Annotated in this window: 22 protein-coding genes and 1 riboswitch; of the genes, 6 read left to right on the plus strand and 16 right to left on the minus strand. The window is 32.8% G+C overall.

The window, feature by feature from the left end; genetic code table 11:
- Positions 1 to 4: 4 nt before the first annotated feature.
- The 7 genes from ACFVRR_RS12895 to ACFVRR_RS12925 all read right to left on the minus strand — a co-directional run bounded on the left by ACFVRR_RS12895 (position 5) and on the right by ACFVRR_RS12925 (position 8,865).
- On the minus strand, positions 5 to 1,684 hold the full coding sequence (locus tag ACFVRR_RS12895; protein WP_387328953.1) for a DUF2339 domain-containing protein: 1,680 nt from the start codon (positions 1,682 to 1,684) through the stop codon (positions 5 to 7).
- A gap of 243 nt (positions 1,685 to 1,927) precedes the next feature.
- A complete protein-coding gene (gene thrS, locus ACFVRR_RS12900) occupies positions 1,928 to 3,844 on the minus strand; it encodes a threonine--tRNA ligase (RefSeq protein ID WP_387328956.1) in 1,917 nt (638 codons plus the stop codon).
- 407 nt (positions 3,845 to 4,251) lie between these two features.
- Entirely contained in the window at positions 4,252 to 4,725 is a 474-nt protein-coding gene (locus ACFVRR_RS12905) for an acyl-CoA thioesterase (protein ID WP_387328960.1), read from the minus strand.
- A 97-nt stretch (positions 4,726 to 4,822) separates the two neighbouring features.
- A complete protein-coding gene (locus ACFVRR_RS12910) occupies positions 4,823 to 5,530 on the minus strand; it encodes a hypothetical protein (RefSeq protein WP_387328963.1) in 708 nt (235 codons plus the stop codon).
- Between the two features lie 151 nt (positions 5,531 to 5,681).
- Positions 5,682 to 6,443: a succinate dehydrogenase iron-sulfur subunit gene (sdhB, locus tag ACFVRR_RS12915; RefSeq protein ID WP_056473098.1), complete on the minus strand. Its 762-nt coding sequence runs from the start codon at positions 6,441 to 6,443 to the stop codon at positions 5,682 to 5,684.
- 7 nt (positions 6,444 to 6,450) lie between these two features.
- A complete protein-coding gene (gene sdhA, locus ACFVRR_RS12920; RefSeq protein ID WP_387328966.1) occupies positions 6,451 to 8,217 on the minus strand; it encodes a succinate dehydrogenase flavoprotein subunit in 1,767 nt (588 codons plus the stop codon).
- Positions 8,218 to 8,229: 12 nt separating this feature from the next.
- Complete coding sequence (locus ACFVRR_RS12925) at positions 8,230 to 8,865, minus strand: succinate dehydrogenase cytochrome b558 subunit (RefSeq protein ID WP_097978387.1); 636 nt, start codon at positions 8,863 to 8,865, stop codon at positions 8,230 to 8,232.
- Positions 8,866 to 9,167: 302 nt separating this feature from the next.
- Between ACFVRR_RS12925 and ACFVRR_RS12930 the strand changes: the two genes are divergently transcribed.
- The gene (locus ACFVRR_RS12930; RefSeq protein WP_097978386.1) at positions 9,168 to 9,614 is read left to right on the plus strand and encodes a YslB family protein; all 447 of its coding nucleotides are present in this window, start codon (positions 9,168 to 9,170) and stop codon (positions 9,612 to 9,614) included.
- A gap of 177 nt (positions 9,615 to 9,791) precedes the next feature.
- Here the strand turns inward: ACFVRR_RS12930 and ACFVRR_RS12935 are convergent, their stop codons facing one another.
- The 3 genes from ACFVRR_RS12935 to uvrC all read right to left on the minus strand — a co-directional run bounded on the left by ACFVRR_RS12935 (position 9,792) and on the right by uvrC (position 13,585).
- The gene (locus tag ACFVRR_RS12935) at positions 9,792 to 9,986 is read right to left on the minus strand and encodes a hypothetical protein (RefSeq protein WP_387328971.1); all 195 of its coding nucleotides are present in this window, start codon (positions 9,984 to 9,986) and stop codon (positions 9,792 to 9,794) included.
- A gap of 225 nt (positions 9,987 to 10,211) precedes the next feature.
- Positions 10,212 to 11,453, minus strand: coding sequence for an aspartate kinase (locus ACFVRR_RS12940; protein ID WP_387328973.1), 1,242 nt, complete (start codon positions 11,451 to 11,453; stop codon positions 10,212 to 10,214).
- A gap of 106 nt (positions 11,454 to 11,559) precedes the next feature.
- Positions 11,560 to 11,735, minus strand: a riboswitch (Lysine riboswitch).
- Positions 11,736 to 11,809: 74 nt separating this feature from the next.
- Positions 11,810 to 13,585, minus strand: coding sequence for an excinuclease ABC subunit UvrC (gene uvrC, locus ACFVRR_RS12945; protein WP_387328976.1), 1,776 nt, complete (start codon positions 13,583 to 13,585; stop codon positions 11,810 to 11,812).
- Between the two features lie 145 nt (positions 13,586 to 13,730).
- Here uvrC and ACFVRR_RS12950 point away from each other — a divergent pair, with 145 nt between their 5' ends.
- Positions 13,731 to 14,162 carry a hypothetical protein gene (locus tag ACFVRR_RS12950; protein ID WP_387328978.1) on the plus strand — a complete coding sequence of 144 codons (432 nt, stop codon included), beginning with the start codon at positions 13,731 to 13,733 and terminating at the stop codon, positions 14,160 to 14,162.
- A gap of 139 nt (positions 14,163 to 14,301) precedes the next feature.
- Here ACFVRR_RS12950 and ACFVRR_RS12955 read toward each other — a convergent pair whose 3' ends face one another.
- The 3 genes from ACFVRR_RS12955 to trxA all read right to left on the minus strand — a co-directional run bounded on the left by ACFVRR_RS12955 (position 14,302) and on the right by trxA (position 17,045).
- Positions 14,302 to 15,930, minus strand: a complete 1,629-nt coding sequence (locus tag ACFVRR_RS12955) for an MDR family MFS transporter (RefSeq protein ID WP_387328981.1) — start codon at positions 15,928 to 15,930, stop codon at positions 14,302 to 14,304.
- 77 nt (positions 15,931 to 16,007) lie between these two features.
- A complete protein-coding gene (locus ACFVRR_RS12960; protein WP_097978381.1) occupies positions 16,008 to 16,445 on the minus strand; it encodes a MarR family winged helix-turn-helix transcriptional regulator in 438 nt (145 codons plus the stop codon).
- A gap of 282 nt (positions 16,446 to 16,727) precedes the next feature.
- Positions 16,728 to 17,045 (minus strand): thioredoxin, encoded by a 318-nt coding sequence (gene trxA, locus ACFVRR_RS12965; protein ID WP_056472391.1) that lies wholly within the window; start codon positions 17,043 to 17,045, stop codon positions 16,728 to 16,730.
- A 170-nt stretch (positions 17,046 to 17,215) separates the two neighbouring features.
- Between trxA and ACFVRR_RS12970 the strand changes: the two genes are divergently transcribed.
- The 4 genes from ACFVRR_RS12970 to ACFVRR_RS12985 all read left to right on the plus strand — a co-directional run bounded on the left by ACFVRR_RS12970 (position 17,216) and on the right by ACFVRR_RS12985 (position 21,269).
- Positions 17,216 to 17,686: a GNAT family N-acetyltransferase gene (locus ACFVRR_RS12970; protein ID WP_387328986.1), complete on the plus strand. Its 471-nt coding sequence runs from the start codon at positions 17,216 to 17,218 to the stop codon at positions 17,684 to 17,686.
- Between the two features lie 221 nt (positions 17,687 to 17,907).
- The gene (locus ACFVRR_RS12975; RefSeq protein ID WP_387328989.1) at positions 17,908 to 18,066 is read left to right on the plus strand and encodes an FbpB family small basic protein; all 159 of its coding nucleotides are present in this window, start codon (positions 17,908 to 17,910) and stop codon (positions 18,064 to 18,066) included.
- 485 nt (positions 18,067 to 18,551) lie between these two features.
- Positions 18,552 to 20,786: a S8 family serine peptidase gene (locus tag ACFVRR_RS12980; protein WP_387328992.1), complete on the plus strand. Its 2,235-nt coding sequence runs from the start codon at positions 18,552 to 18,554 to the stop codon at positions 20,784 to 20,786.
- A 240-nt stretch (positions 20,787 to 21,026) separates the two neighbouring features.
- On the plus strand, positions 21,027 to 21,269 hold the full coding sequence (locus ACFVRR_RS12985) for a hypothetical protein (RefSeq protein WP_097978378.1): 243 nt from the start codon (positions 21,027 to 21,029) through the stop codon (positions 21,267 to 21,269).
- 168 nt (positions 21,270 to 21,437) lie between these two features.
- On the opposite strand, the gene ACFVRR_RS12990 is transcribed toward ACFVRR_RS12985, so the two are convergent.
- The 3 genes from ACFVRR_RS12990 to ACFVRR_RS13000 form a co-directional block, all read right to left on the minus strand.
- Positions 21,438 to 22,415, minus strand: a complete 978-nt coding sequence (locus tag ACFVRR_RS12990) for an electron transfer flavoprotein subunit alpha/FixB family protein (RefSeq protein ID WP_335410758.1) — start codon at positions 22,413 to 22,415, stop codon at positions 21,438 to 21,440.
- Positions 22,416 to 22,482: 67 nt separating this feature from the next.
- On the minus strand, positions 22,483 to 23,256 hold the full coding sequence (locus tag ACFVRR_RS12995) for an electron transfer flavoprotein subunit beta/FixA family protein (RefSeq protein WP_097978376.1): 774 nt from the start codon (positions 23,254 to 23,256) through the stop codon (positions 22,483 to 22,485).
- A 56-nt stretch (positions 23,257 to 23,312) separates the two neighbouring features.
- The gene (locus ACFVRR_RS13000) at positions 23,313 to 24,083 is read right to left on the minus strand and encodes an enoyl-CoA hydratase (protein WP_387328997.1); all 771 of its coding nucleotides are present in this window, start codon (positions 24,081 to 24,083) and stop codon (positions 23,313 to 23,315) included.
- Positions 24,084 to 24,099: the final 16 nt, after the last annotated feature.

Here is a 24,099-nt window from a genome sequence, read left to right on the forward strand (position 1 = left end):
TATACTAAATTTTATAGTTTTTTTGACTACTGCTTCCCTTAAAAAATATTCTAGAAATGACTAATCCAATCAGTCCAAGCAGTATAAATAAACCGGCTCTTACCATCAATGTAATATTTGGTAAATCTATTAATACAAGTTTTCCTAGCGTCAATAATAATAAACCTATCCCCGTATATGTCCAAACTTTAAACTTCTTAATGTTACCAAGTATCATGGCTAATATTGAAAGCAAGATCCAACTTATATTAATTAATAATCGAATCATATTGTCGGATTGATCTACTGCGAGTATTTGAACAATTTGTGTTATAAAAGCAATTAATATAACCGTAATTAATAAAGAACTACTTAATAAGATAAATTGCTTTTCATCTTCATTTTTATAAGCCAAAATTGCAATCGTAATTAGAGCTAGAATTAACATAAGCCAATTCATTGTTTCAAAAGACCAAAAAGAATCTATTCCAACTGATAAAATGGATATCCCCACAGGAATAAATGTAAGAGCAGCTAAAATTAATTTTAGTAGATCTCGATATCTTAAATAAAATAAATAAGTTGATACTGCTTGAATTATTAATACTGTACATAATAAGTTTTCTGAAACACTATCCAAACAAAGGAATGAAATGGCTAATATAAAATTTGTCGAAAATCCAAAGAAAAAATCCGATTTCTTTTTATAATAAAAAGTCAGGAATAAATATCCTACACATAAAAAGATTAAAATCATTGTTCGATTCAGATCTTCAAATGCACTAAAGATCCAACCGATTGTTAAAATAAAACTGGTGTGAAGAATTATTACTTGCTTTTTAATAGCAAACTTAGATTTTATCAATATAGCTAGCAAACTAATATGTTGAACGAGAATACTTAGTGCGAAATATTCAATTCCATTTGTATTAAAATTAACTAAAGCAACAATTAAATAAGATAAATGCAATAATATTACAGACGAAAGATAGATGAATTTATATTTCTTAAATGTTGCATAAAACATAAAGCATAAGTAAATCACTGTTTCATAGATAGAGAAAAATAAATAGTTTGGCGAATCACTTTTAACTAGAAATGGTACAAAAACGGCTCCTATTATACTTATTAATCCAATTACTTCTGATTTGTATCTATTCATCGAATAAAAACCAATACATACCCAAATAATCAAAAGGATAAATGCAATCGTTGACCCAACCATGTGATATAAATGATGCATAGCAAACGTAGTTAAAAATAATACCGGTAACACGCCACCAATTAATGATTGGCCAAGTGTAGATCGTTTAGCTTTCATTTGACGATTACCGTACCAGAATAAAGCAATCGCTATAACAAATCCAATACCTATTTTTGCATACTTATTTAATACCCCATAATCTGATGCCGCTTTAAATCCCCACATTACGCCAAGAATGAAAATAAATATAAAAAATCTAGGTAACCACTTTTGGAAAATAAGTGCTTCATAGTCAACCTTTTCATTTTCAACTGTTACTTTAACCTGTCTGCTAACTGTTTTTGGTGGTTTAGGATTATTTACTTTAGTTTGAGTTATTTGTTTAATCTCGTTTGAAGTTTCTTTCGTGATTAAGAGAAATTCAATTTGTTTCTTCATTTCTATGACTTCTTCTTCAAGCTTTTCTACCTTTTTTTTAAGATCTTGATTCTGATTATCCAACTGCATCACCTCTTATCATAACTATGTATTTTATTAAGACTAAATAACTGAAAAGACATCCTTCATATAAGTTCGCTACTTCCTGGATTAATCCTATATAAAAAAATATTTATGATGTATGTTTTTTTGCAAATTTCGTCATATTTCCCAGAAAATAAAGACAATCAGTTCTACTGGAAAACAAGTCGTTAATTAAATCTGTCAAAAAAAAATCCTCTATTATAAAATAGAGGATTTTTAAAATTAAAATAGAACTTTTTCTGATTTTTGTTGTTTAATCATTTCTAAGAAGCTCTCGAATGGTTGAGTACCAATGTCACCTTCGCCACGTTTACGAATAGCTACAGTATTATTTTCAACCTCTTGATCACCTACTACTAACATATATGGTAATTTTTGAAGTTGTGCTTCACGGATTTTATATCCAATTTTTTCGCCACGTAAATCAGCTTCAACACGAATTCCTGCAGCTTTTAATTGATCAGCAAGTTTTTGTGCATATTCATTGTGAACACTTGAAATTGGTAATACAGCTACTTGAACTGGTGCTAACCATAATGGGAATGCTCCAGCAAAATGTTCAGTTAAGATTCCTAAGAAACGGTCAATTGAACCATAAATTGCACGATGGATAACAACTGGGCGTTCTTTTTGGTTATCTTCATTAACATAAGTTAAATCAAATTTCTCAGGCATTTGGAAATCTAATTGAATTGTAGCACATTGCCAGCTACGTTTTAATGCATCTTGAATATGGAAATCGATTTTAGGACCATAGAATGCGCCATCGCCTGGGTTTAATTTAAAGTCTAAGTTCTCAGATTTTAGAACATTTTCTAAAGCCTGCTCTGCTGAGTTCCATAACTCTTCTGAACCCATTGAATCTTCTGGGCGAGTTGATAATTCTACTTTATAAGTGAATCCGAATACGCCGTAAATTTCTTTAATTAAGTTAATTACTTCAATAATTTCGCCTTCAATTTGGTCTGGACGACAGAAGATATGTGCATCATCTTGAGTAAAAGTACGAACACGCATCATACCATTTAAGGCACCAGAATATTCATGACGGTGAACTTGACCATTTTCGCACATACGAACCGGTAGATCACGGTATGAATGTAACTTATTTTTATAAACTAACATATGACCAGGGCAGTTCATCGGTTTTAATGCGAATTTTGTTTCATCAACCTCAGTAAAGTACATGTTTTCATGGTAGTGATGCCAGTGACCTGATTGCTCCCATAATCTTTGATTCATAATGAATGGTGTACGAACTTCTTTGTAATCTTTTGAAGTTTGTAATCCGCGCTCATATTGTTCTAATTCATTACGGATAATAGTACCTTTTGGTAAGAAGAATGGCATACCAGGTGCTTCTTCAGAGAACATGAATAATTCAAGTTCTTTACCTAATTTACGGTGATCACGTTTTTTAGCTTCTTCTAATAAGAATAAATGCTCTTCTAATTCCTTCTTACTTGGGAAAGCAGTACCATAAACACGTTGAAGCATTTTATTATTCGCATCGCCTCTCCAATAAGCTCCAGCAACTGATAATAATTTAATCGCTTTTACACGGCCAGTTGTAGGAACATGTGGTCCACGGCAAAGGTCAACGAATTCACCTTGAGTATACATTGAAATAACTGCATCTTCTGGTAAATCACGGATTAATTCTAGTTTAAACTCATCGTCTAATTCAGTGAAGAATTTTATTGCCTCTTCACGACTAACTTCTGAACGAGTAATCGGTAAGTTTTCTTTAATAATTTTTTCCATTTCTTTTTCAATTTTAGGTAGGTCTTCTACTTTAATTGAAACAGGAAGATCAATATCATAATAGAAACCGTCAGCAGTTACAGGTCCAACCCCAAATGCAGCTTTTTCGCCTTTATAAAGACGTTTTACTGCTTGAGCTAAAATATGCGCTGAACTATGACGCATCATCTCTAATCCATCTTGATCATCTTGAGTAATTATTTGAACTTCACACTCTTCAGTAATAGGTGTATTTAAATCCACTAATTTACCATTAATTTTTCCACCAAGCGCTTTTTTCTTTAAGCTAATGGAGATTGAACCCGCGAAATCTTCAACTGTTGTATTTTGTTCCACCTCGCGAATTGATCCATCTGGTAATTTAATTGAAATCATTTAAGTTCACTCCTTTTTCAAATTAATTTTGACAATAAAAAAAGAGCACACTCGTAGGGACGAATGTGCTCGTGGTTCCACCCTAATTTAATGTACACAAAAATAAGTATACAAAATCTCAACGTTTTAACGGTCTACACCGATAGTAGTTACTTGTAAAAAAATTACGTTCCCCACTATAGCTACAAGGTGGTAAGTCATTCAACGTATAGAGAATTCTCGCACCAAATGAATTCCTCTCTTACTATCGTCTTGAACGCTCGTGTCCTTGATCTTTGCTTTTCCTTATTCGTATAAAAGTATTATATAGAATGTCATTGAATTCTTCAAGTACTCATCTTAAGATAAATTTAATTGTTTTATTATTCTATTCAATCTTTATTCAGTATGCGACAACATTACTTGTTTTAAACACTAACTATCGAATTCTTTATTTCATTTAATAATTTTTCTTTCCATTCATTTTTCCATTGTTCACTACGCCCTGTATGACGATTTATATTTACTAAGGAATTTCGTCCAGTAAAGCAAATTTCATTTTGAGGATTAATCCCCATATAGTGTAAATCGATTGATGAATTTCCTACTTTTGCAATTTTTACGTACACATCGATGATTTCATTGAAAAATACTTGTCGCAAGTAATCACATTGTAAATCAGCAACAACTGGAATAAATTCACTATGATTTGCCGTCCATTCTTGCATAAGCCCTAAATTTTTTAAATACTCAATTCGTGCTTCTTCAAAATAAACGAATGGAACTGTATTATTCATATGTCCAAACATGTCCGTTTCACTAAATCGAACTTTAATAGTAATCTTAAATGAAAACTCAGATTGCCACTCCTGTATATTAGATACATAATTCATTTTCCCCATCGAAATTGTTTAATATCTTCTCTACTAACTTTTCTATCTACCACTCTCCCTTTCTTTAACCTAACCCTGTTTTGTTATTAAAAAACATCCTTAACATTCAATAATTTTGATGAATATAATTCCCATGTTTGAATGTAATTCTTTTGAAATGATTATTTCGCATCCAAGCATCTACACGTTTTTCAAAAAGTTCTCCCCCATATATTGGGTATCTTTCAGATAAAGGATTTTTTTCATTATATATCTTATTTTTAAAATCATTTGTCCTGATTAAGTAGCATTGATCTGAAAATCCATAACCAATATAAAAGTTTTCATCTTCTTCAAATGATTCTTGTTTTGCCTCAAAAATATTTCCATTCCATACTGGATTTGCTACTTTGAATCTTTCATCCTCTTGAAGTTTTAATATTGATAAATCAATCCAATTAAAAGGCTTTTCTAAAATAGAATCACTTGAAAAATGAAGTAAAAACTCTGTATTGCAAAGATAAATACTAACAAGTTCTGAGATTGAATAGTAATAACCACCTTTGAAGCTTTCCTTCGTAACCTCAAAATAATTGAGGGCTTCCTTTGAATAATCATCAACTATTACATATGACGATAAAACATCCCTTGCGACAAGTTTGTCTGCATGACGACTGACTTCACTTACATCTTGTACGTTATTAATATATAAAATTTTTTCTTTAAATTGAAATTGATTAAACTCAATCATTTTTTCGATCCGGTCTGTCTTTAAAAGTATTTCCCAATCTTTTTCATAGCATTTCGTCTCAAATGTCACTTCAAACTGTTGCATTCAAGTCAACCTCCGATCGAAAGGGGTAAGACACCGCACATCCCTTTGCTGCCTTTACTATTGATATGATTTAAAAGTGGAGTTTATTAGAAGATATTTATTTAAAAATGTAAAAAAAGCATGTCCCCTAAGGAACATGCTTTTATAATTATTAAATTTCGTCGCTTCCAAAGAAGTCTTTGAAAGATTGGATTGTAGTTGCACGGTTTAATGCTGCAATTGAAGTTGTTAAAGGAATACCTTTTGGACAAGATTGTACACAGTTTTGTGAGTTACCACAGTTTGATAATCCACCGTCTCCCATAATTGCATGTAGACGTTCTTCCTTATTCATTTCTCCAGTTGGATGAGCATTAAATAAACGTACTTGTGAAAGCGGTGCAGGCCCAATAAAGTTAGATTTACTATTAACGTTTGGACAAGCTTCTAAACATACACCACAAGTCATACATTTTGATAATTCATAAGCCCATTGACGTTTTCTTTCTGGCATTCTTGGTCCAGGACCTAAGTCATGCGTTCCATCAATTGGAATCCATGCTTTAACGCGTTTTAAAGAATCGAACATGCGGCTACGATCAACTTGTAAGTCACGTACTACTGGGAATGTGCTCATTGGCTCAAGACGAATTGGTTGTTCCAATTTGTCAATAAGCGCAGAACATGATTGTCTTGGTTTACCATTGATAACCATAGAACATGCTCCACAAACTTCTTCAAGACAGTTCATATCCCAAGAAATTGCAGTCGTTTCTTTTCCATTTGAATTAACTGGATTTTTACGAATTTCCATTAACGCCGAGATTACGTTCATATTCGGACGATAAGGGACAGTAAATGTTTCTTCATATGGCGCAGTATTTGGTGAATCTTGACGTTTAACAATTACAGTAATTGTCTTTTCAGCAGTCATTGTTCCATTATGCATTTGCTTTGTCCTCCTTCTTCTTAGAATAGTCACGTTTTCTTGGTTGAATTAATGATGTATCAACATCTTCGTAATGGAATAATGGTGAATTTGATTTCTCATCAAATTTAGCCATTGTAGTTTTTAAGAATTCCTCATCATTACGTTCTGGGAATTCAGGTTTATAGTGAGCTCCACGGCTTTCATTACGGTTATATGCACCTAATGTGATAACACGTGATAAGTGAAGCATGTTTTCAAGTTGACGAGTAAATGAAGCACCTTGGTTACTCCATTTAGCTGTATCATTAATGTTAATGTTTTGATAGCGCTCATAAAGCTCTTGAATTTTTTCATCAGTTTTTAATAAGCGATCATTGAATCGAACTACAGTAACGTTGTCTGTCATCCATTCTCCAAGCTCTTTATGAAGAAGGTATGCATTTTCTTTACCGTCCATTTTATAAATGCGATTCAATTTTTCTTTTTCTTCATTAGCATTTGATTCAAATACAGAAGTTGAAACATCATCTGAAGATTTAGCTAAACCATTTACGTATCTTACAGCATTTGGTCCAGCAACCATTCCACCATAAATTGCAGAAAGTAATGAGTTAGCTCCTAAACGGTTAGCTCCGTGCATTGAGTAATCACACTCACCTGCAGCAAATAAACCAGGAATTGTAGTCATTTGGTCATAGTCAACCCATAATCCACCCATTGAGTAGTGAACTGCTGGGAAGATCTTCATTGGAACTTTTTTCGGATCATCACCTGTGAATTTCTCATAAATCTCGATGATTCCACCAAGTTTTACATCAAGTTCATGTGGATCTTTATGTGAAAGATCTAAATAAACCATGTTTTCACCATTGATACCAAGCTTGTGGTCAACACATACAGAGAAAATCTCACGTGTAGCAATATCCCTTGGTACAAGATTTCCATATGCAGGATATTTCTCTTCTAAGAAATACCATGGTTTACCATCTTTATACGTCCAAACTCGTCCACCTTCACCACGAGCACTTTCACTCATTAAGCGGTTTTTATCATCCCCAGGGATTGCAGTTGGATGGATTTGAATAAATTCACCATTTGAATAAACTGCACCTTGACGATATACAGCTGCAGCAGCTGAACCAGTGTTAATAATTGAATTTGTCGTTTTACCAAAGATAATACCAGGGCCACCAGATGCCATTACTACAGCATCCGCAGGGAAACTTACGATTTCCATTGATGTTAAGTTTTGTCCAACGATTCCACGACATACGCCTTCATCATCAACAATAACTCTTAAAAATTCCCAGCCTTCATACTTTTGAACAAGTCCTTCAGATTCGTAACGACGAACTTGCTCATCTAATGCATATAATAATTGTTGCCCAGTCGTAGCACCAGCAAATGCTGTACGGTGATGTTGCGTTCCACCGAAACGACGGAAGTCTAATAGTCCTTCAGGCGTACGGTTGAACATTACACCCATACGGTCCATCATATGAATGATGCCTGGTGCTGCTTCTGCCATTGCCTTTACAGGTGGTTGGTTTGCTAAGAAATCCCCACCATAAATTGTATCATCAAAGTGCTCCCAAGGAGAGTCACCTTCACCTTTTGTATTAACCGCACCATTAATTCCACCTTGAGCACATACTGAATGTGATCGTTTTACGGGAACTAATGAGAATAAATCTACTTTTGTGCCAGCTTCAGCGGCTTTAATTGTTGCCATAAGACCAGCTAATCCGCCACCGACGATAATTATTTTCCCACTCATGACTCTCTCTCCTTACAAATTCGCTAGTTGTGGATCAATGAATGCAAAGATAGCAGTTAATCCAACGAATGATAATACTACGAATATACCTAATGTAACATATGTTGAAATACGTTGTGATCTAGGTGTTACTGTAATTCCCCAAGATACGAAGAATGACCATAATCCATTAGCAAAGTGGAAAATTGTTGAAATTACACCTACTATATAGAAAACTAACATAAATTTTGAAGTAAAAATATCAGCCATCATATTATAATCAACCGTTGCTCCTAGTTGAGCAGCGATACGTGTTTGCCATACGTGCCAAGTAATAAAAATTAAAGTAACTACACCAGAAATACGTTGGAATAAATATAACCAGTTACGTAAGTATCCATAATTTTTAACATTGCTTGTTCCAGTGAACGCAATGTATAGTCCGTAAATTGCATGGTATAAAATTGGTAAGAAAATGACAAAAACTTCTAAAAAATAGCGGAATGGTAAATTCGCCATAAATTCAGCAGCTTTGTTGAACGATGTTGCTCCATTTGTCGCAAAATGATTGACAACTAAGTGCTGTGTTAAAAAGATCCCAACCGGAATAACTCCTAGCAATGAATGAAGTTTTCTAAAGAAAAACTCCCTTCCATTCTTGTTGCTCATGTAAACCCCTGCCCCCTTTAGTTTGTGCACATGAAAAATTTAATTCCTCTATTATTCTAAAAAAATAGAATAAATAAGCAATACGCATAAAAAGTCGAAATTTTTATGACATTTATCTACAACCCATTTTACTCCTGATAATATAGGAGGTCAAGAAAACGCGTACATTTTTCTTTACTGAAAAAACTTCTCATTTAGATTGGTAATCCTTGTAATCTACTGTTGTCGAATTATTGTTTTTACTATTAAATATTGTATATAATAAAAACATGTTTTTTTAGGAAAGGGAGAGTTATCCGACCATGACGAACGGCATTGAAAATTTAAATATTCCGGGAAATATTTCTGGTTTTGGCTATGAGCTAATACGTAACGATTTATTGAATGATTTATTAGGAAAAGAGCAAAATGATATTTTATATTGGGCGGGTAAAATGATTGCCAGGAAATATCCTTTAGCAACCTTTGAAGAAATTATAGAATTTTTTGATCAAGCTGGTTGGGGTACTCTTACTGTTGAAGAAGAAAAGAAGCAAGAAGTTCATTTAACACTATCTTCTGAATTAATTACATACAGAAATCAACAAAAAAAGAACGTATCTTACCAACTAGAAGCTGGATTTCTAGCGATGCAAATTCAACAGCAAATCGATGTTATAGCTGAAACGTATGAAGAGCAAAGCAAAAGAGGCGACAAAGTAAAGTTCCAAGTAAAATGGGATTTAAAGGATCCAATTACAAGAAGATAACACGAAAAACACCACAAGAACTTTGGTCCATTGTGGTGTTTTCTTTTGAATAATTTTTTCTTGAAATATTGAAATATAAGTTCAATTACAGATACAACAATTAGTATTAACCAATAAATCATTAAGTCCAAATTTTTACTTCAATTTAAGAAAAAGATCAGGTAGTTATTATTTAACTTACCCCTTCTCTTTCCTTTCCTTACTTGGATCCTGCCTTCTAATTCCATCAAAATTCTTGTTTCTTTTAACTCCCTTAATAATAGAATTTAACAAGAATAAACAAATAGAAACAAAAAACAAAATGGCGAGTATTAATAGAACGAACTGTAGCACAATTTCTCCATATCCGTAGGCAAGTATACTATGCCCCATTATTAATACCTCCTTCTTTTATTTACCATTTAGCCGTTCGCCTTACTTATTTTAAAATTACAGAATCTTTATATAATTTATTCGCTTAACGATTAAAAAACCCTTTTAAACGCTATCACTATACTATACGGCTCTGTATATCTGAACGTGATGAATATTGATAAAATCAATATTTCAAAGCCTATATATAAGAATTTGAACGCCTAAAAGGGTTTATTTTACTATTTAGTTTTCCACTACTACTTCTTCATTAATACGATCTAATTCATATCCTTTATGAAGAGCGTGAACTGCTTCTTGTAATTTTGATTTTGGTACAACTGTTGATACTTTAATTTCAGAAGTACTTACCATTTTTACAGGGATTTCACTTTCAGCTAAAAATTTAAACATTTTTGCAGCAACACCTGGATTTGAAACCATTCCACTACCTACAATTGATACTTTAGCAAGTTCACTTTCAAAATCAAATGAGCGGTAACCTAAAAATTCTTTCTTTGATTCTAGAACCGCTATTGCTTCCATCATATTTTCAGATTTGATCGAGAATGAAAGATTTACTAAGTTATCTGATGTTACGCTTTGGATGATAATGTCAACATCAATACCTTCACTTGCTAATAAAGTAAAGATTTTAGGTAATAAATCTACATGGTTATTTAAACCATTTAAAGTCATCCTTGTTACATTAGATTCGAATGCGATTCCTCTTACGACTGATTGTTGTTCCATTTGTGTTTCCTCCCCAATAAATGTACCGATTTCATCATGTTGACTTGAACGAACTTGAATAATTAAATTATAATTTTTTGCGAATTCTACTGCTCTTGGATGTAAAACCGCTGCTCCTAAAGCTGCAAGCTCTAGCATTTCATCATAAGAGACATGGCTTAGTTTAGAAGCATTTGGTTCAACTCTTGGATCCGTAGTATAAACACCTAATACGTCCGTATAAATGTCACAACGTTCTGCATTTAAAGCAGCTGCCAATGCAACAGCTGTTGTATCTGAACCACCACGACCTAATGTCGTAATTTCATTGTTGTCACTTAAACCTTGGAAACCAGCAACAATTACAATATACCCTTCATCAAGTAATTGTTGAATTCGATCTGTATGAATTGTTTCAATACGCGCATTTCCATGGACAGATTCAGTTTGAATTCCAGCTTGCCAACCAGTTAGTGAAATAGCTTTAAAACCTTTAGCTTGAATCGCCATTGCTAGTAACGAAATCGAAACTTGTTCCCCTGTAGTAAGTAACATATCTAATTCACGTTTACTGTTTTGCGGACTAATTTGAGCTGCTAAACTAACTAGTTCGTCTGTATGATGTCCCATTGCAGAAACAACTGTAACTACTTGGTTTCCTTCTTTATATGATTTGGTTACTGTTTCAGCAACATGCTGAATTCGTTCAATTGAGCCTACTGAAGTACCACCGAATTTCTGAACAATAATTCCCATTTTTCTCATCCTCACTTTTTACTTAAAAAAGAATACAAAAAAGCGCGTGAAGCAATGTTCACGCGCCTAATTTACAAATAAAATAAAATAGACAATTCATCAACATCTCTTCAATAGCTCCCCGCATAATTATTATGCGACAGTACTACATTTCTTAAATGCAGTCCCAACAAAATGAATTGTGGATTCATTTTATTTCGGCAAAACTTCCTTTCAACTGTCCATCACAACGCCACACGTCTATGACAGCATACTTTTAAGTTTTGCACCTCTATTACGAGAGAAAATCATTTAATTTTAACTAAAATATAAATTATTTTGAAAATAGTGTCAAGATAAAAATTTTGGCAACTATGTTACTCTTTATGGAAATGCTGATAAATTTCTTCTGCAACATTTTTTGGCATTTTAGCTGCTATTAACTCATCGATTGATGCCTCTTTTATTTTTTTGACTGATCCAAAATGTTTAAGAAGAGCTTTCTTTCTTGTTCCACCAACACCTGCTATGCCATCTAAAGCAGATTGAACCATTGATTTACTATGAAGCTGACGATAGAATTCAATCGCAAATCTGTGTACCTCGTCTTGAATTCTTTGTAATAAAAAGAATTCTTGGCTTTGTCTACCAAGTTGGACAATTTGAGGTGGCTGTCCTATTAATAACTCTGAAGTGCGGTGCTTTTCATCTTTAACAAGTCCAGCTGTTGGGATGTATAGGCCTAACTCATTTTGGAGTACATCTTCAACTGCAGCTAGATGTCCTTTCCCACCATCCACAATTATTAAGTTTGGTAAAGGTAAATTCTCTTTTAATGCTCTCGAATATCTTCTACGAACTACCTCACGCATTGAATCGTAATCATCAGGTCCTACGACAGTTTTGATTTTATATTTGCGGTAATCTTTTTTTGAAGGTTTTCCGTCTATAAAGACAACCATAGCTGAAACAGGATTTGTTCCTTGAATATTTGAATTATCGAATGCTTCAATTCGATACGGAGTTTCAATATTTAAAATATCCCCTAGTTTTTCTATTGCTTTAACTGTTCTTTCTTCATCTCGCTCAATTAATTTAAATTTCTCACCGAGTCCAATTTTGGCATTTTTATTTGCTAATACTACGAGTTCCTTTTTTTGGCCTCTTTTTGGTTGGAATACAGGAATTTTTAGTAAACCTTTTAAAATTTCCGTATCAACTTTATCTGGTACAAAAATTTCTTTTGGTTTTATATTGTGTGGTTTTTCATAAAATTGCCCAATAAACGATAGAAATTCTTCTTCTGGTTCATCGTAAATTGGAAAATATGATACATCTCTTTCAATTAATTTTCCTCTTCGAACAAAGAAAACTTGAACACACATCCATCCCTTATCAACCGCATATCCAAATACATCTCGATCAACTAAATCACTACTCATCATTTTCTGCTTTTCCATAGTCGCTTCAATAGATACAATTTGGTCTCGATACTCTTTCGCGCGCTCGAAATCTAATTGTTCAGATGCAGCAAGCATTTTTGCCTCTAATTCTTTTCGTATTTGGTCTTCCCCACCGTTTAGAAAACGGGCAATTTCATTAACTATTTCCTGATTTTGTTGATCAGTTACTTCTTTTACACAAGGCGCAAGACACTGACCAATATGATAATATAAACAAACTTTATCTGGTAATGAAGAACATTTTCGTAACGGATATAAACGATCTAATAATTTTTTTGTTTCACTAGCGGCTGTAGCATTAGGGAATGGTCCAAAATATTTCCCTCTATCTTTTTTTACATTTCGCGTAATTAATAAGCGAGGATGTTTTTCAGCAGTGATTTTAATAAAGGGGTATGATTTATCATCCTTTAACATGATGTTATATTTCGGATCATATTTCTTAATTAAATTCATCTCAAGAATTAAGGCTTCCATATTTGAAGAAGTAACAATATATTCAAAATCAGTTATCTCTTGAACTAATCGATATGTCTTACCATCATGGGATCCCGTGAAATAAGATCTAACTCTATTTTTTAACACTTTAGCTTTTCCTACGTAAATGATCGTCCCTTGAATATCTTTCATCAAATAACAACCAGGCTGATCAGGTAGTAGCGCTAATTTTTCTTTTAAGTGATTGTCCATTTCCTCTCACCTCTTTCGTGCAATTGTACACTTAATATTATAATCTCCATATTTAAAAACTGAAAATACTTTAATGATATTAAGTAAAAATTAAGTTTTCTATTGTAACTTTAATTTCATCAAGAGAAGAAAAGGAGAAATTTTGATGAAAAAAGTAAGAGTAGTTCATTTTTGGATAGGTGTGATTGTTTCTGTTTTCCTACTAATCGAATCTACTACAGGAATTATCCTGTATTTCAATAAAGGTGGCGAAGAAAAAGGAAGATTTTCTATGCAAGGTCAGTTTCCATCGGGTGGACAGTTTAATGATAACCAACAATCTCAAAATAGCGATCAAAACACAGCGCTTCAAAATGGACAAAATGGTGATAATACTCAAACCCCATTTCAAAATTTTGGAAAAAGACCTGAGCAGTCTGCATTTTCAGTAAAAAGCTTACATACTGGCATAATTGGTCTAATTAGTGGTATTGGACTTTTCATCCTTACCGGGACAGGATTAGCTTTATCTTGGATTTTATGGAGTAATAAACGAAAAATGAAAAAAAGAAAAGAAAAAGGATCCGTGGCTATCTAACAAAGAGGGTGTCCCTGAAAAGTAAATCTTTTATGGGACCTCTCTTTTTTTCTACACACAGCAAATAGGTGACACTACAAATAAAAACCATCCAAATAATTCTGGATGGTTTTCACCTTTATTATTATGGCTTGGGAAATTAAGAAGTCGCAGTTTCCACTTCAACTTGTTCTTGCTCATTACCTTCTTTATCGCCAGCTTTTCTATTCGTTAATTTAATTGGTGTTAGGAATAATGTTACGATTGCACCAATTATGATGAATCCTAAACCAACAAAGAATACTTGGTGTAATGAATCCATTAATGATGTTTTAATGATCGGTAACATACCTTCTAAAATTGGCTTAGGAATTAGCTTCTTAGCATCCGCATTAAATAACATTGTAAATACAGACTGAGGAGTTGTATTAATCATGTCTTTAAATTTGTCTACTAATGGTGCAGCTTGAGCTGGTAATTTATTTAAGAATGGAACTAAATCATTGTTTAGAAGTGTTCCTGATTTACTGTTCATTACAGCACCTAAAACAGTTGCTCCAAAAGTACCACCGATTGAACGGAAGAATTGGCTAGAAGATGTTACAATCCCCAATTCCTTCTTATCAAATACTTCTTGAAGAGCTAGAGTAATTGTCGGCATTACTAAACCAATCCCTAGACCCATAACTCCCATAAAGATTGTTGCAATTGTTTTAGTTGAATTCATATCTAAAGTTGTTAATAAGTATAAACCTAATGCAATTACGAACATACCCGTAATAATCTGTGGTTTAATACCTACTTTAAATACAACCTGACCACCAATAATACTTGCAATAATCATAGTGATCATCATTGGCGTCATAATTGTCCCTGATTGTGTTGCACTTACTCCAACAATTCCTTGCATGAAGAATGGTACGAACATAATTGCACCAAACATCGCAATTGTCATAAAGAAACCAATTAAGTTCAATGTTACGAACGTTCTATTTTTAAATAAATACATTGGTAGTATTGGCTCTTTAGCTTTATTTTCTGCGATCACGAAGCTAATGATTCCAACTACTGCTAATACAAATAAACTAATGATTTGCCAAGAATTCCAATCATATTTAACTCCACCTAAACTTAAAGCAAGGAGTAAACTTACAACACCGACAATCATAGTTACCATACCAGCGATATCGAAATTGATTGGACCAGTATTTTTTCTTCCTTTTAAACCTAATGCAATAAAAATTGTTGCGATAATACCTACTGGAAGGTTAATGTAAAATACCCATTTCCAGTTTAATGAGTCAACAATCCAACCACCGATTTGTGGACCGATTACTGAAGCTAAACCGTAAATACCACCGAAAACCCCTTGGAATTTCGCACGTTCTTTACCTGTAAATAAATCTCCGATTACAATCATCGCCATCGGCATCATTACACCGCCACCGATACCTTGAATACCACGGTAAATAATTAATTCAGTCATGTTATGTGCAATACCACATAATGCTGAAGCTGCCATAAATATAACTAAACCAGCAATATAAACACTTCTACGACCTAATAAGTCTGCTAATTTACCTGCGATTGGCACTACTGTAGTTGAAGTTAATAAGTATGCTGTTGTAAGCCAAGTCATCATACTTAAACCACCAAGGTCTCCAACTATTTTAGGCATTGCAGTACCAACTATCGTGCCATCTAAAGCCGAGAAAAACATTGCAATAATTAGACCAATTAGCAATAGTTTACGATTGCCTTCTTTTTGAACAACTGTATTTGTAGTCAAAATATATTTCTCCCTTCTCTCCCATATCTTTTTTCTTATTATAATTACTAATACAAAAAAATATTTTGTAAAAATTTCTATAAATCTGCTGCAGCATTTGCAAGCTTTTCAGTAATCTTTGCAAATTGTAATAACTCTTCGTCAGAAAGGTTAAACAAGAAACCTTCAAAAATTTCTTTTCGATCTTTTATCACTGATTCTAATTTTTTAATCCCTTCCTCAGTTAACATAATATTTACAACTCTTCGGTCCTTTTTATCATGTTCTCTATATACAAAGTCATTATGTTCAAGTCGATCAATCATAAATGATACAGCACTTGGTTTTACACCCATCATCTCTGCTATCTCAGATATTTTACAGCTTTCTTTTTTTCGTAAGTACATTAAAACAAAAAATTGAGTAGCTGTTACACCATGACTATTCATACTTTCTGTCACTTTTGGTTGCATTTTATGAATAGTGCTTTGAAGTGCAATCTGGATCCGTTCAATGTACTCATTTTTGTTACCCAAGAAAGTTAACCTCCTTTAAAAATTAATCCAAATAAATATTTAATGTATGTTAAATATTAATGCTTATTAAATATAAAACGTGACAGAAAAATAGTCAATCTTATTTACATTAGAAATTTTTAACATTACTCTCATTAATCATATTGCTAATTATAATGAAAACATTTACATTGGCTTAAGGTATTGGTTTTATTAATATTGTTCTAGCCAGCTTTTTTTTAGTTAAAAATGCAAAAAAAAGAAATGCACTCATATTATGAGTGCATTTCTTACAAATTATAATTAACCAATATGTGGCGTAATTAATTCTTCTAAAGCTTCTTTAGGTTTGAAACCTAAAGTTTTTTCAACTACTTCTCCGTCTTTAAGAACGAATAATGATGGAATGCTCATAACTTCAAATTTAGCTGCTGTTTCTTGGTTTTCATCAACATCAACTTTAACAATTTTAACTTTTTCTCCGTATTCAGAAGCTAATTCTTCTAATACAGGAGCAATCATTTTACAAGGACCACACCAAGTTGCCCAAAAATCAACTAATACTACACCTTCTTTTGTTTCTTCTGCAAACGTTGCGTTTGTTGCATTAACAATTGCCATTTATTTTTCCTCCTATTTGCGCAATCTACATAAGTAAAATATGTAGATTGACATAATTTGTTATAATTTTAAAGAAAGTATACCATATGAGAATTAGCATTTTCTATTTATTTGCTCAAACTTACTATTTCCAAACAAATAGTTGATATACCAATGAAAGGACTAAAAAAGTGATAACATTTGAAAGAATTACAACTGACTTAATTGAAGTAATAGAAGAAATTACAAATTCAAATCAACATTACAATTTAATGGAGAATGGTCGTTTAACACGAACAAAAGAAGAACTAATGAAGGAATACTTTTTTTCCTCACACCAAACGGAAACTTATTTTATTAAATTAGATGATACCTATATAGGATTAATTGATTTTTTAGCGCTTAATCCTAAAGATAGTTTTCCATGGCTAGGTCTTTTAATGATCCATCATGATTACCATGGATATGGATTTGGAACAAACGCATTTATTTTATTTGAAGAACTACTTATAAAAAGAAATATTCACGGGTTACGATTAGGTGTGTTAATTAATAACGAACAATCAAAATCTTTTTGGAAATCTCAGGGATTTAAATATATAGAAAATAAAACGAATGCAGATGGTATTGAAGTAGAGGTTTATGAAAAGATTTATTCATAATATTTTCATATTATTTTCATATTTATATGTTAAATTATTGATTGTCTGCTAAATGTGACGTCAAGAGTATCGATCTATCTAGTCCATGAGTAACGATTCAACTCGCTACTTTTGTCACAATTTTGTAAAATTTCAGCCGATTGTTATATGTTTTTTATGTTAATATATTATTGAATATAAAAATAATATTCAAAAAATTTATCACGAATGGAGTGGCAGTTATGAGAAAACCTTTTCGAAAAACGTTTAATCAATTAGTTAATGAGAATAAACAATCTTTATTACGAAACAAAGAAGAAATAGAAAAGATTGAAAGAAAAATTGAAAAGCGCCACGAATTATTATCTGAAAAAAACAAACTAGATAAAGCTATATCATAAATTTTAAGTAATCCTATAGAAGGATTACTTTTTTTGTGCTTAATACGATTTGTCCTTCTTTTTGAAAAACGTTAGACCTCTTTTTTTACACTGATCTATTTGTTTCCACCAGCTTCAGCATAATAGATCATTCTCATCCATTAATAAAGTTAATACCCTAATCTTTATATTGGTGCCTTTTGCACTATTATTCTCCACTTATGTCCTCAATTTCTACCATTTTATTTCTATTTAACCTATTAAAAAACTATTTATTGGGATTTTATGGGAATTATATTTTAAAAAATTCTCATAAAAAAACAATAAATTATAAGACCAAACCAGTACATTCCTAATTATTAGTTTAAAAGTCATACTTTAGTTAATTCCAGTTCAAAAGCACTTTCAAAAATATTCTAAAATAATATAGTGTAGATAATTTTTGTAATATTCAAAAAAACAAAAAAGTATATTAATCATGTAGTCCAAAAAAAAGGAGGAATACAATGAAGAAAATATTAAATGGAGTTTTAGCTGCAGGTTTAGTTACAGGTATTTTATCTAGTTTTGGTCAAAGTAAAATAACAGAAGCCTCTTCACCTCGTAAGTCACAAATATCTAGCATAGAAAATCTTTCTTTAAACCAGCAGGCTAAGGAATTAACACAAACTGAAAAGCGAAGTCGTATTATGAATAGTCTAAAACAGGCCTTACCGCTTCCTTCTAATAGTGAGATTAGTAAACTTAGTAAAGAAAAACAGAAATCATTGATGAAAGAAATCAATCAAAGTAAGAAACCATACTATAGTCCTGACAGAATAATTATCAAACTAAAAAATAATACTACCATGTCAAATATTCAAAAATCTACTCTGTTACCAGTTAAAAATGTATCTTCACTATCAAAGGATACATATATTGTAAATTTAACACAAAAACAAGATATGAACGCTTTAATTACAAAGCTAAACAGTCAAACTAATGTTGAATATGCGGAACCAGATTATGTTGCTACTACTTTAACAAACGATACAAATTTTACTAAATTATGGGGACTAAAAAATACAGGTCAATCTGTTTTTGGTTCAGTCGGTGTACCTGGAATGGATATAGGTGCTGAAGGCGCTTGGGCTAAAACAAAAGGATCCTCCTCACTTGTGGTAGGCGTAGTTGATACTGGCTTAGATACGACTCAAGCAGATTTAGCTTCTAACATTTGGTCAAATTCTGGGGAAGTAGCAAATGATGGGATCGATAATGATAAAAATGGTTATATAGACGATAAAAACGGATGGGATTTTTATAACAATGATAAAACTGTTTATGATGGATATTTAAAAGACGATGTCCATGCCACTCATGTAGCAGGTACAATTGCAGCAAAATCTGATAATAAGCTAGGTGTAGTCGGAGTTGCCCCGAATGTAAAAATTATGCCACTTAAATTCCTTGGAGTTTATGGTGGATTATATTCCGATGCTATACTTGCTTTTGATTATGCTAAAGCAAAAGGTGTTAAAATTTTCAATAATTCTTGGGGCGGATACGGTTACTCCCAAACATTATATGATTCAATGAAAAAAAACGGTGGATTATTTGTTTGCGCCGCAGGAAATGATTCAGAAGATAATGATTCAGAAGACTCAGGATTATACCCTGCTAGTTTTGACTTATCAAATATTATATCTGTAGCTTCAATTAATAATAAGGGCCAGCTTTCAGAGTTCTCGAACTATGGTAAAACAAGCGTGGACTTAGCCGCTCCAGGAGAAGATATACTAAGTACTTTTCCAAAAGATTGGAATGCTGAAGGCTATACGGAATACGAATATTTATCAGGAACATCTATGGCAACTCCACATGTAACTGGTGCTGCAGCACTTGTAGCAAGTCAAAATCCATCTTTTAGTGCCACTTCAATTAAATCAAAACTTTTGAGTACTGTAAAAAAATTAAGTTCACTCACTAATATCACTGTAACTGGTGGTCTATTAAATGCCAAAAATGCTGTAATTGGTGACGATGATATTCCAGGTGTCCCCTTATCTTCAACCATATCTGGAACTTTAAACAACTCTAGTGATAAAGATGATGTATTTAGAGTGACGCTGAGAAAAGGTGAAAAAATCACTCTAAATTTAACTGGTGCTACAGGAACAGATTTTGATTTATACCTATATGGTACTAAAGCAACAACAGTAAAAATGAATCAAGATATGGTTGCCCATTCTGAAAAGGCCGGTTCTTCCACTGAAAGTATAGTATATACTGCTCCAAGTAGTGGTACTTATTATGTAGATGCATATTCTTATAGTGGTTCAGGCTCTTACACATTAACGAGTAAACAAGGAGTAACAGCAGGTACTTATGAGAATACTAGCTCAAATATTGAATATGTAGGTAATTGGTCTACATCTTCAAATAGTAGTGCTTCAGGTGGATCATTTATTATCGGTAATAATTCAGGAACTTTGGCAAATTTAGTGTTTAATGGTACATCTATTAAATTAGTAGCAACCAAAAACAGTGCACAAGGAATCGTAAGTATTAAAATCGACGGCGGATCAGCTTCTGAAGTTAATCTTTACGCTTCTTCATCTGTATATAAATCGGTTGTTTACACTAAAACAGGTCTATCTAGCGGAAGACATACAATCACTGTTTCCTATACTGGAAAAGCAGCTCCAGGTTCTCGTAAATCAGCTACACAAGTAAATATTGATAGTTTTATCGTAAATTAAATAAACGTTAATTAAATAAGTAAAAAAATTATAAGGCCAGTGTGAATTCGATTAATTTTCGGAGCACGCTGGCTTCTTAAATTAGTAGTACAATTTTTCTTTCATAACACCGTTAGTGAAATCTATCACATTTTATATTATTAAGTTGCCATTATTTCTGAACTAAACTAAAATAGGCGAACTCTTATAATAATAAGACGTACTATATAGTACATTGGTCTAGAAATTGGAGGTAAAAGTATGCATCATCATCCATTTTGGAATTCACATCCGCATCATCCCCAACATCCTATGAGAAACGGTGTTCAAGGTCATGTACAAACTGATCATCAATCAATCATGCAAATGTTCATGAATCTTGAAAATCAAATTACAAACCTTGTAAAAGCAATCGAAGCAAATAATGAATTACTTAGACAACTAGAACAAAAACAAAATCAAGTTGTAACAAGTGGCGGTGGATCAGTCATTGTTAGGATGTAATGACAATGACTTCTAAACGAATAGAAGAACGATAAAGGAGGTGTTACAAAAGTTAAAGTACTTTTGAATCCCTTCTTTTTTATCTGAATTTTTTTCATAACGTACACTAAAAACACGAAAAAACCCACAAGATACTGTTCTTGTGGGCTATCATTTATAACTTCTATATTAAGAGTTAACTAATACAGCTTTAAATTCTTCAGTTAATAAAGGTAATACTTCGAATAAGTCACCAACGATTCCGTAGTCAGCTACTTTGAAGATATTAGCTTCTGGATCTTTGTTAATTGCAACAATTACTTTAGAGTTTGACATACCAGCTAAATGTTGAATAGCTCCTGAAATACCACATGCAATATATAAATCAGGTGTTACAACTTTACCAGTTTGACCAATTTGTAAAGAGTAGTCGCAATAGTTAGCATCACATGCACCACGAGATGCACCTACAGCAGCACCTAGTACTGAAGCTAATTCTTTTAATGGATTAAAGCCTTCTTCACTCTTAACTCCACGGCCACCAGCAACAACCACTTTTGCTTCTGAAAGGTCTACACCTTCACTCGCTTTACGCACAACATCTTTGACGATTGAACGTAAATCTTTAATTTCAACTGAAACAGTTGCTACATCACCAGTGCGAGTAGCATCTTTTTCTAATGCTGAAATGTTATTTGGACGGATTGTCGCAAAAATAAATGGATCTACCATAACTTTTTTCTCGAATGCTTTACCTGAGTAAATCGGACGAGTGAAAACAATATTTCCACCAGCTACTTCGATAGCTGTAACATCTGAAATAAGTCCACTTTGCATACGAGCAGCAAGTTTAGGAGATAAATCCTTACCTAAAGCTGTATGACCGAATACTAGACCTTCTGGTTTTTCTTGGTCAATAACTGCTAAAAGTGCTTGAGAATATCCATCAGAAGTATATGATGCTAATTTTTCATCTTCAACAACGATTGCACGATCTGCACCGTATTGAATCATTTCAGTAGCTAATGCACTAACTGATTTACCTACTAATACAGCAACTACTTCTCCGCCCTCAGCAACTGTTTTAGCCGTACTTACTGCCTCAAATGAAACATTTCGTAGTGATCCTTCACGAACTTCGCCTAATACTAATACTTTACGTGACATGTTATTTCCCTCCAAAATTATCTATTACGATATTAATCTATTATTTAAGTTCTACTATTCAATAAAATTAGATTACTTTTGCTTCAGAACGTAGTAACGAAACTAATTCTTTTACTTGATCCTTTAATTCACCAGTTAAAACTTTGCCCGCTTCTTTCTTCGCAGGTAGGTAAATTTCAATTGTTTTCGTTTTTGCTTCAACTTCATCTTCTTCTAAATCTAGATCATCTAATTCTAATTCATCTAAAGGCTTTTTCTTAGCTTTCATAATACCAGGTAAAGAAGGATATCTTGGTTCATTTAAGCCTTGTTGAGCAGTGATTAATAATGGTAAAGATGTTTCGATGATTTCTGTATCTCCCTCTACATCACGTTCGATTGTAGCTGTTGTACCATTAATGTCAATTTTAGTAATTGTTGTCACGTAAGGAATATTTAATAATTCAGCAACGCGTGGACCTACTTGACCAGTACCTCCATCAATTGCAACATTACCTGCTAAAATAATTGAAGGATCTTTATCTTCTAAGTATTTAGCAATAAGTTTAGAAGTTGTATATTGATCAGCATTTGTAACGTCATCTTCAACGTTAATTAATACAGCTTTATCAGCACCCATAGCTAGTGCTGTACGAAGTTCTTTTTCACTATCTTCGTTACCAATTGTTATAACAGTTACTTCGCCACCATGAGCGTCACGAATTTGAATTGCTTCTTCAACTGCATACTCATCGTATGGATTTATAATAAATTCAGCGCCATCCTCTTGGATTGCACCATTTGAAATTGTAATTTTCTCTTCAGTGTCAAATGTTCTTTTTAATAGTACATAAATGTTCATTGTTATACCCTCCCAGGAAATGTAACTACATCTATTTTTTTAAAATATTAAACTACTTATTTATTAAACACTGGTTTTCTTTTTTCTAAAAATGCCGAAATACCCTCTTTTGCATTTTCAGTTGTAAAAATTTCTCCAAATAATTTAGACTCTTCTTCCACCGCTTCATGATATGAAGTAGTTCTAGTAGAAGATAGTAGTTGTAGAATATATTGAATTGATTGCATACTTTTATTAGCAATTTTAGCTGCTAATGCATTTGCTTCATCTAATAAAGTTTCTTCTGGTACTACAATTGTAGCTAATCCAATTTTACCAGCTTCAACACCAGAAATTGGTTCAGAAGTCGCAAGCATAACTAACGCTCTATCTTTACCTACATAACGTGGTAATCGTTGTGTACCTGCAAATCCAGGAATAATTCCTAAGTTTAATTCAGGTAAACCAAGTTTTGCGTTTTCTGCAACAACTCGAATATGACAGCTCATTGCAAATTCTAGTCCGCCACCTAATGCAGCTCCGTGAATTGCTGCGATGATCGGCTTAGAATAATTTTCAACACGATCAAAAACTAGTTGACCTCTTCTTGCAACAGTTGCTGCATCTTCAGCATTTTTGAAAGAAGTAAATTCTTTAATATCTGCACCTGCAGAGAAAAATCTACCTTCTCCATTCACAACTAAAACGCTTACATCATTGTTATTTTCTAATTCATCTAAACGGTTAACTAAATCAGCAAATACAACCGAAGACATTGCATTTGCTGGTGGATTTTGAATTGTTAATAATGCAATACCATCGGATATTTTACATTGAATTAAACTCACGACTATTCCTCCCTAT

Origin of the sequence: Gottfriedia sp. NPDC057948 (genome assembly GCF_042887255.1) — a bacterium.
In the GTDB taxonomy this organism is placed as follows: domain Bacteria; phylum Bacillota; class Bacilli; order Bacillales; family Bacillaceae_G; genus Gottfriedia.

What these genes read in the sequence shown, in the direction of transcription:
- thrS (WP_387328956.1), bottom strand. Translation starts at nt 3,844, where the DNA reads ATGATTTCAATTAAATTACCAGATGGATCAATTCGCGAGGTGGAACAA.
- ACFVRR_RS12905 (WP_387328960.1), bottom strand. Translation starts at nt 4,725, where the DNA reads ATGGGGAAAATGAATTATGTATCTAATATACAGGAGTGGCAATCTGAG.
- ACFVRR_RS12910 (WP_387328963.1), bottom strand. Translation starts at nt 5,530, where the DNA reads ATGCAACAGTTTGAAGTGACATTTGAGACGAAATGCTATGAAAAAGAT.
- sdhB (WP_056473098.1), bottom strand. Translation starts at nt 6,443, where the DNA reads ATGACTGCTGAAAAGACAATTACTGTAATTGTTAAACGTCAAGATTCA.
- sdhA (WP_387328966.1), bottom strand. Translation starts at nt 8,217, where the DNA reads ATGAGTGGGAAAATAATTATCGTCGGTGGCGGATTAGCTGGTCTTATG.
- ACFVRR_RS12925 (WP_097978387.1), bottom strand. Translation starts at nt 8,865, where the DNA reads ATGAGCAACAAGAATGGAAGGGAGTTTTTCTTTAGAAAACTTCATTCA.
- ACFVRR_RS12930 (WP_097978386.1), top strand. Translation starts at nt 9,168, where the DNA reads ATGACGAACGGCATTGAAAATTTAAATATTCCGGGAAATATTTCTGGT.
- ACFVRR_RS12935 (WP_387328971.1), bottom strand. Translation starts at nt 9,986, where the DNA reads ATGGGGCATAGTATACTTGCCTACGGATATGGAGAAATTGTGCTACAG.
- ACFVRR_RS12940 (WP_387328973.1), bottom strand. Translation starts at nt 11,453, where the DNA reads ATGGGAATTATTGTTCAGAAATTCGGTGGTACTTCAGTAGGCTCAATT.
- uvrC (WP_387328976.1), bottom strand. Translation starts at nt 13,585, where the DNA reads ATGGACAATCACTTAAAAGAAAAATTAGCGCTACTACCTGATCAGCCT.
- ACFVRR_RS12950 (WP_387328978.1), top strand. Translation starts at nt 13,731, where the DNA reads ATGAAAAAAGTAAGAGTAGTTCATTTTTGGATAGGTGTGATTGTTTCT.
- trxA (WP_056472391.1), bottom strand. Translation starts at nt 17,045, where the DNA reads ATGGCAATTGTTAATGCAACAAACGCAACGTTTGCAGAAGAAACAAAA.
- ACFVRR_RS12975 (WP_387328989.1), top strand. Translation starts at nt 17,908, where the DNA reads ATGAGAAAACCTTTTCGAAAAACGTTTAATCAATTAGTTAATGAGAAT.
- ACFVRR_RS12980 (WP_387328992.1), top strand. Translation starts at nt 18,552, where the DNA reads ATGAAGAAAATATTAAATGGAGTTTTAGCTGCAGGTTTAGTTACAGGT.
- ACFVRR_RS12985 (WP_097978378.1), top strand. Translation starts at nt 21,027, where the DNA reads ATGCATCATCATCCATTTTGGAATTCACATCCGCATCATCCCCAACAT.
- ACFVRR_RS12990 (WP_335410758.1), bottom strand. Translation starts at nt 22,415, where the DNA reads ATGTCACGTAAAGTATTAGTATTAGGCGAAGTTCGTGAAGGATCACTA.
- ACFVRR_RS12995 (WP_097978376.1), bottom strand. Translation starts at nt 23,256, where the DNA reads ATGAACATTTATGTACTATTAAAAAGAACATTTGACACTGAAGAGAAA.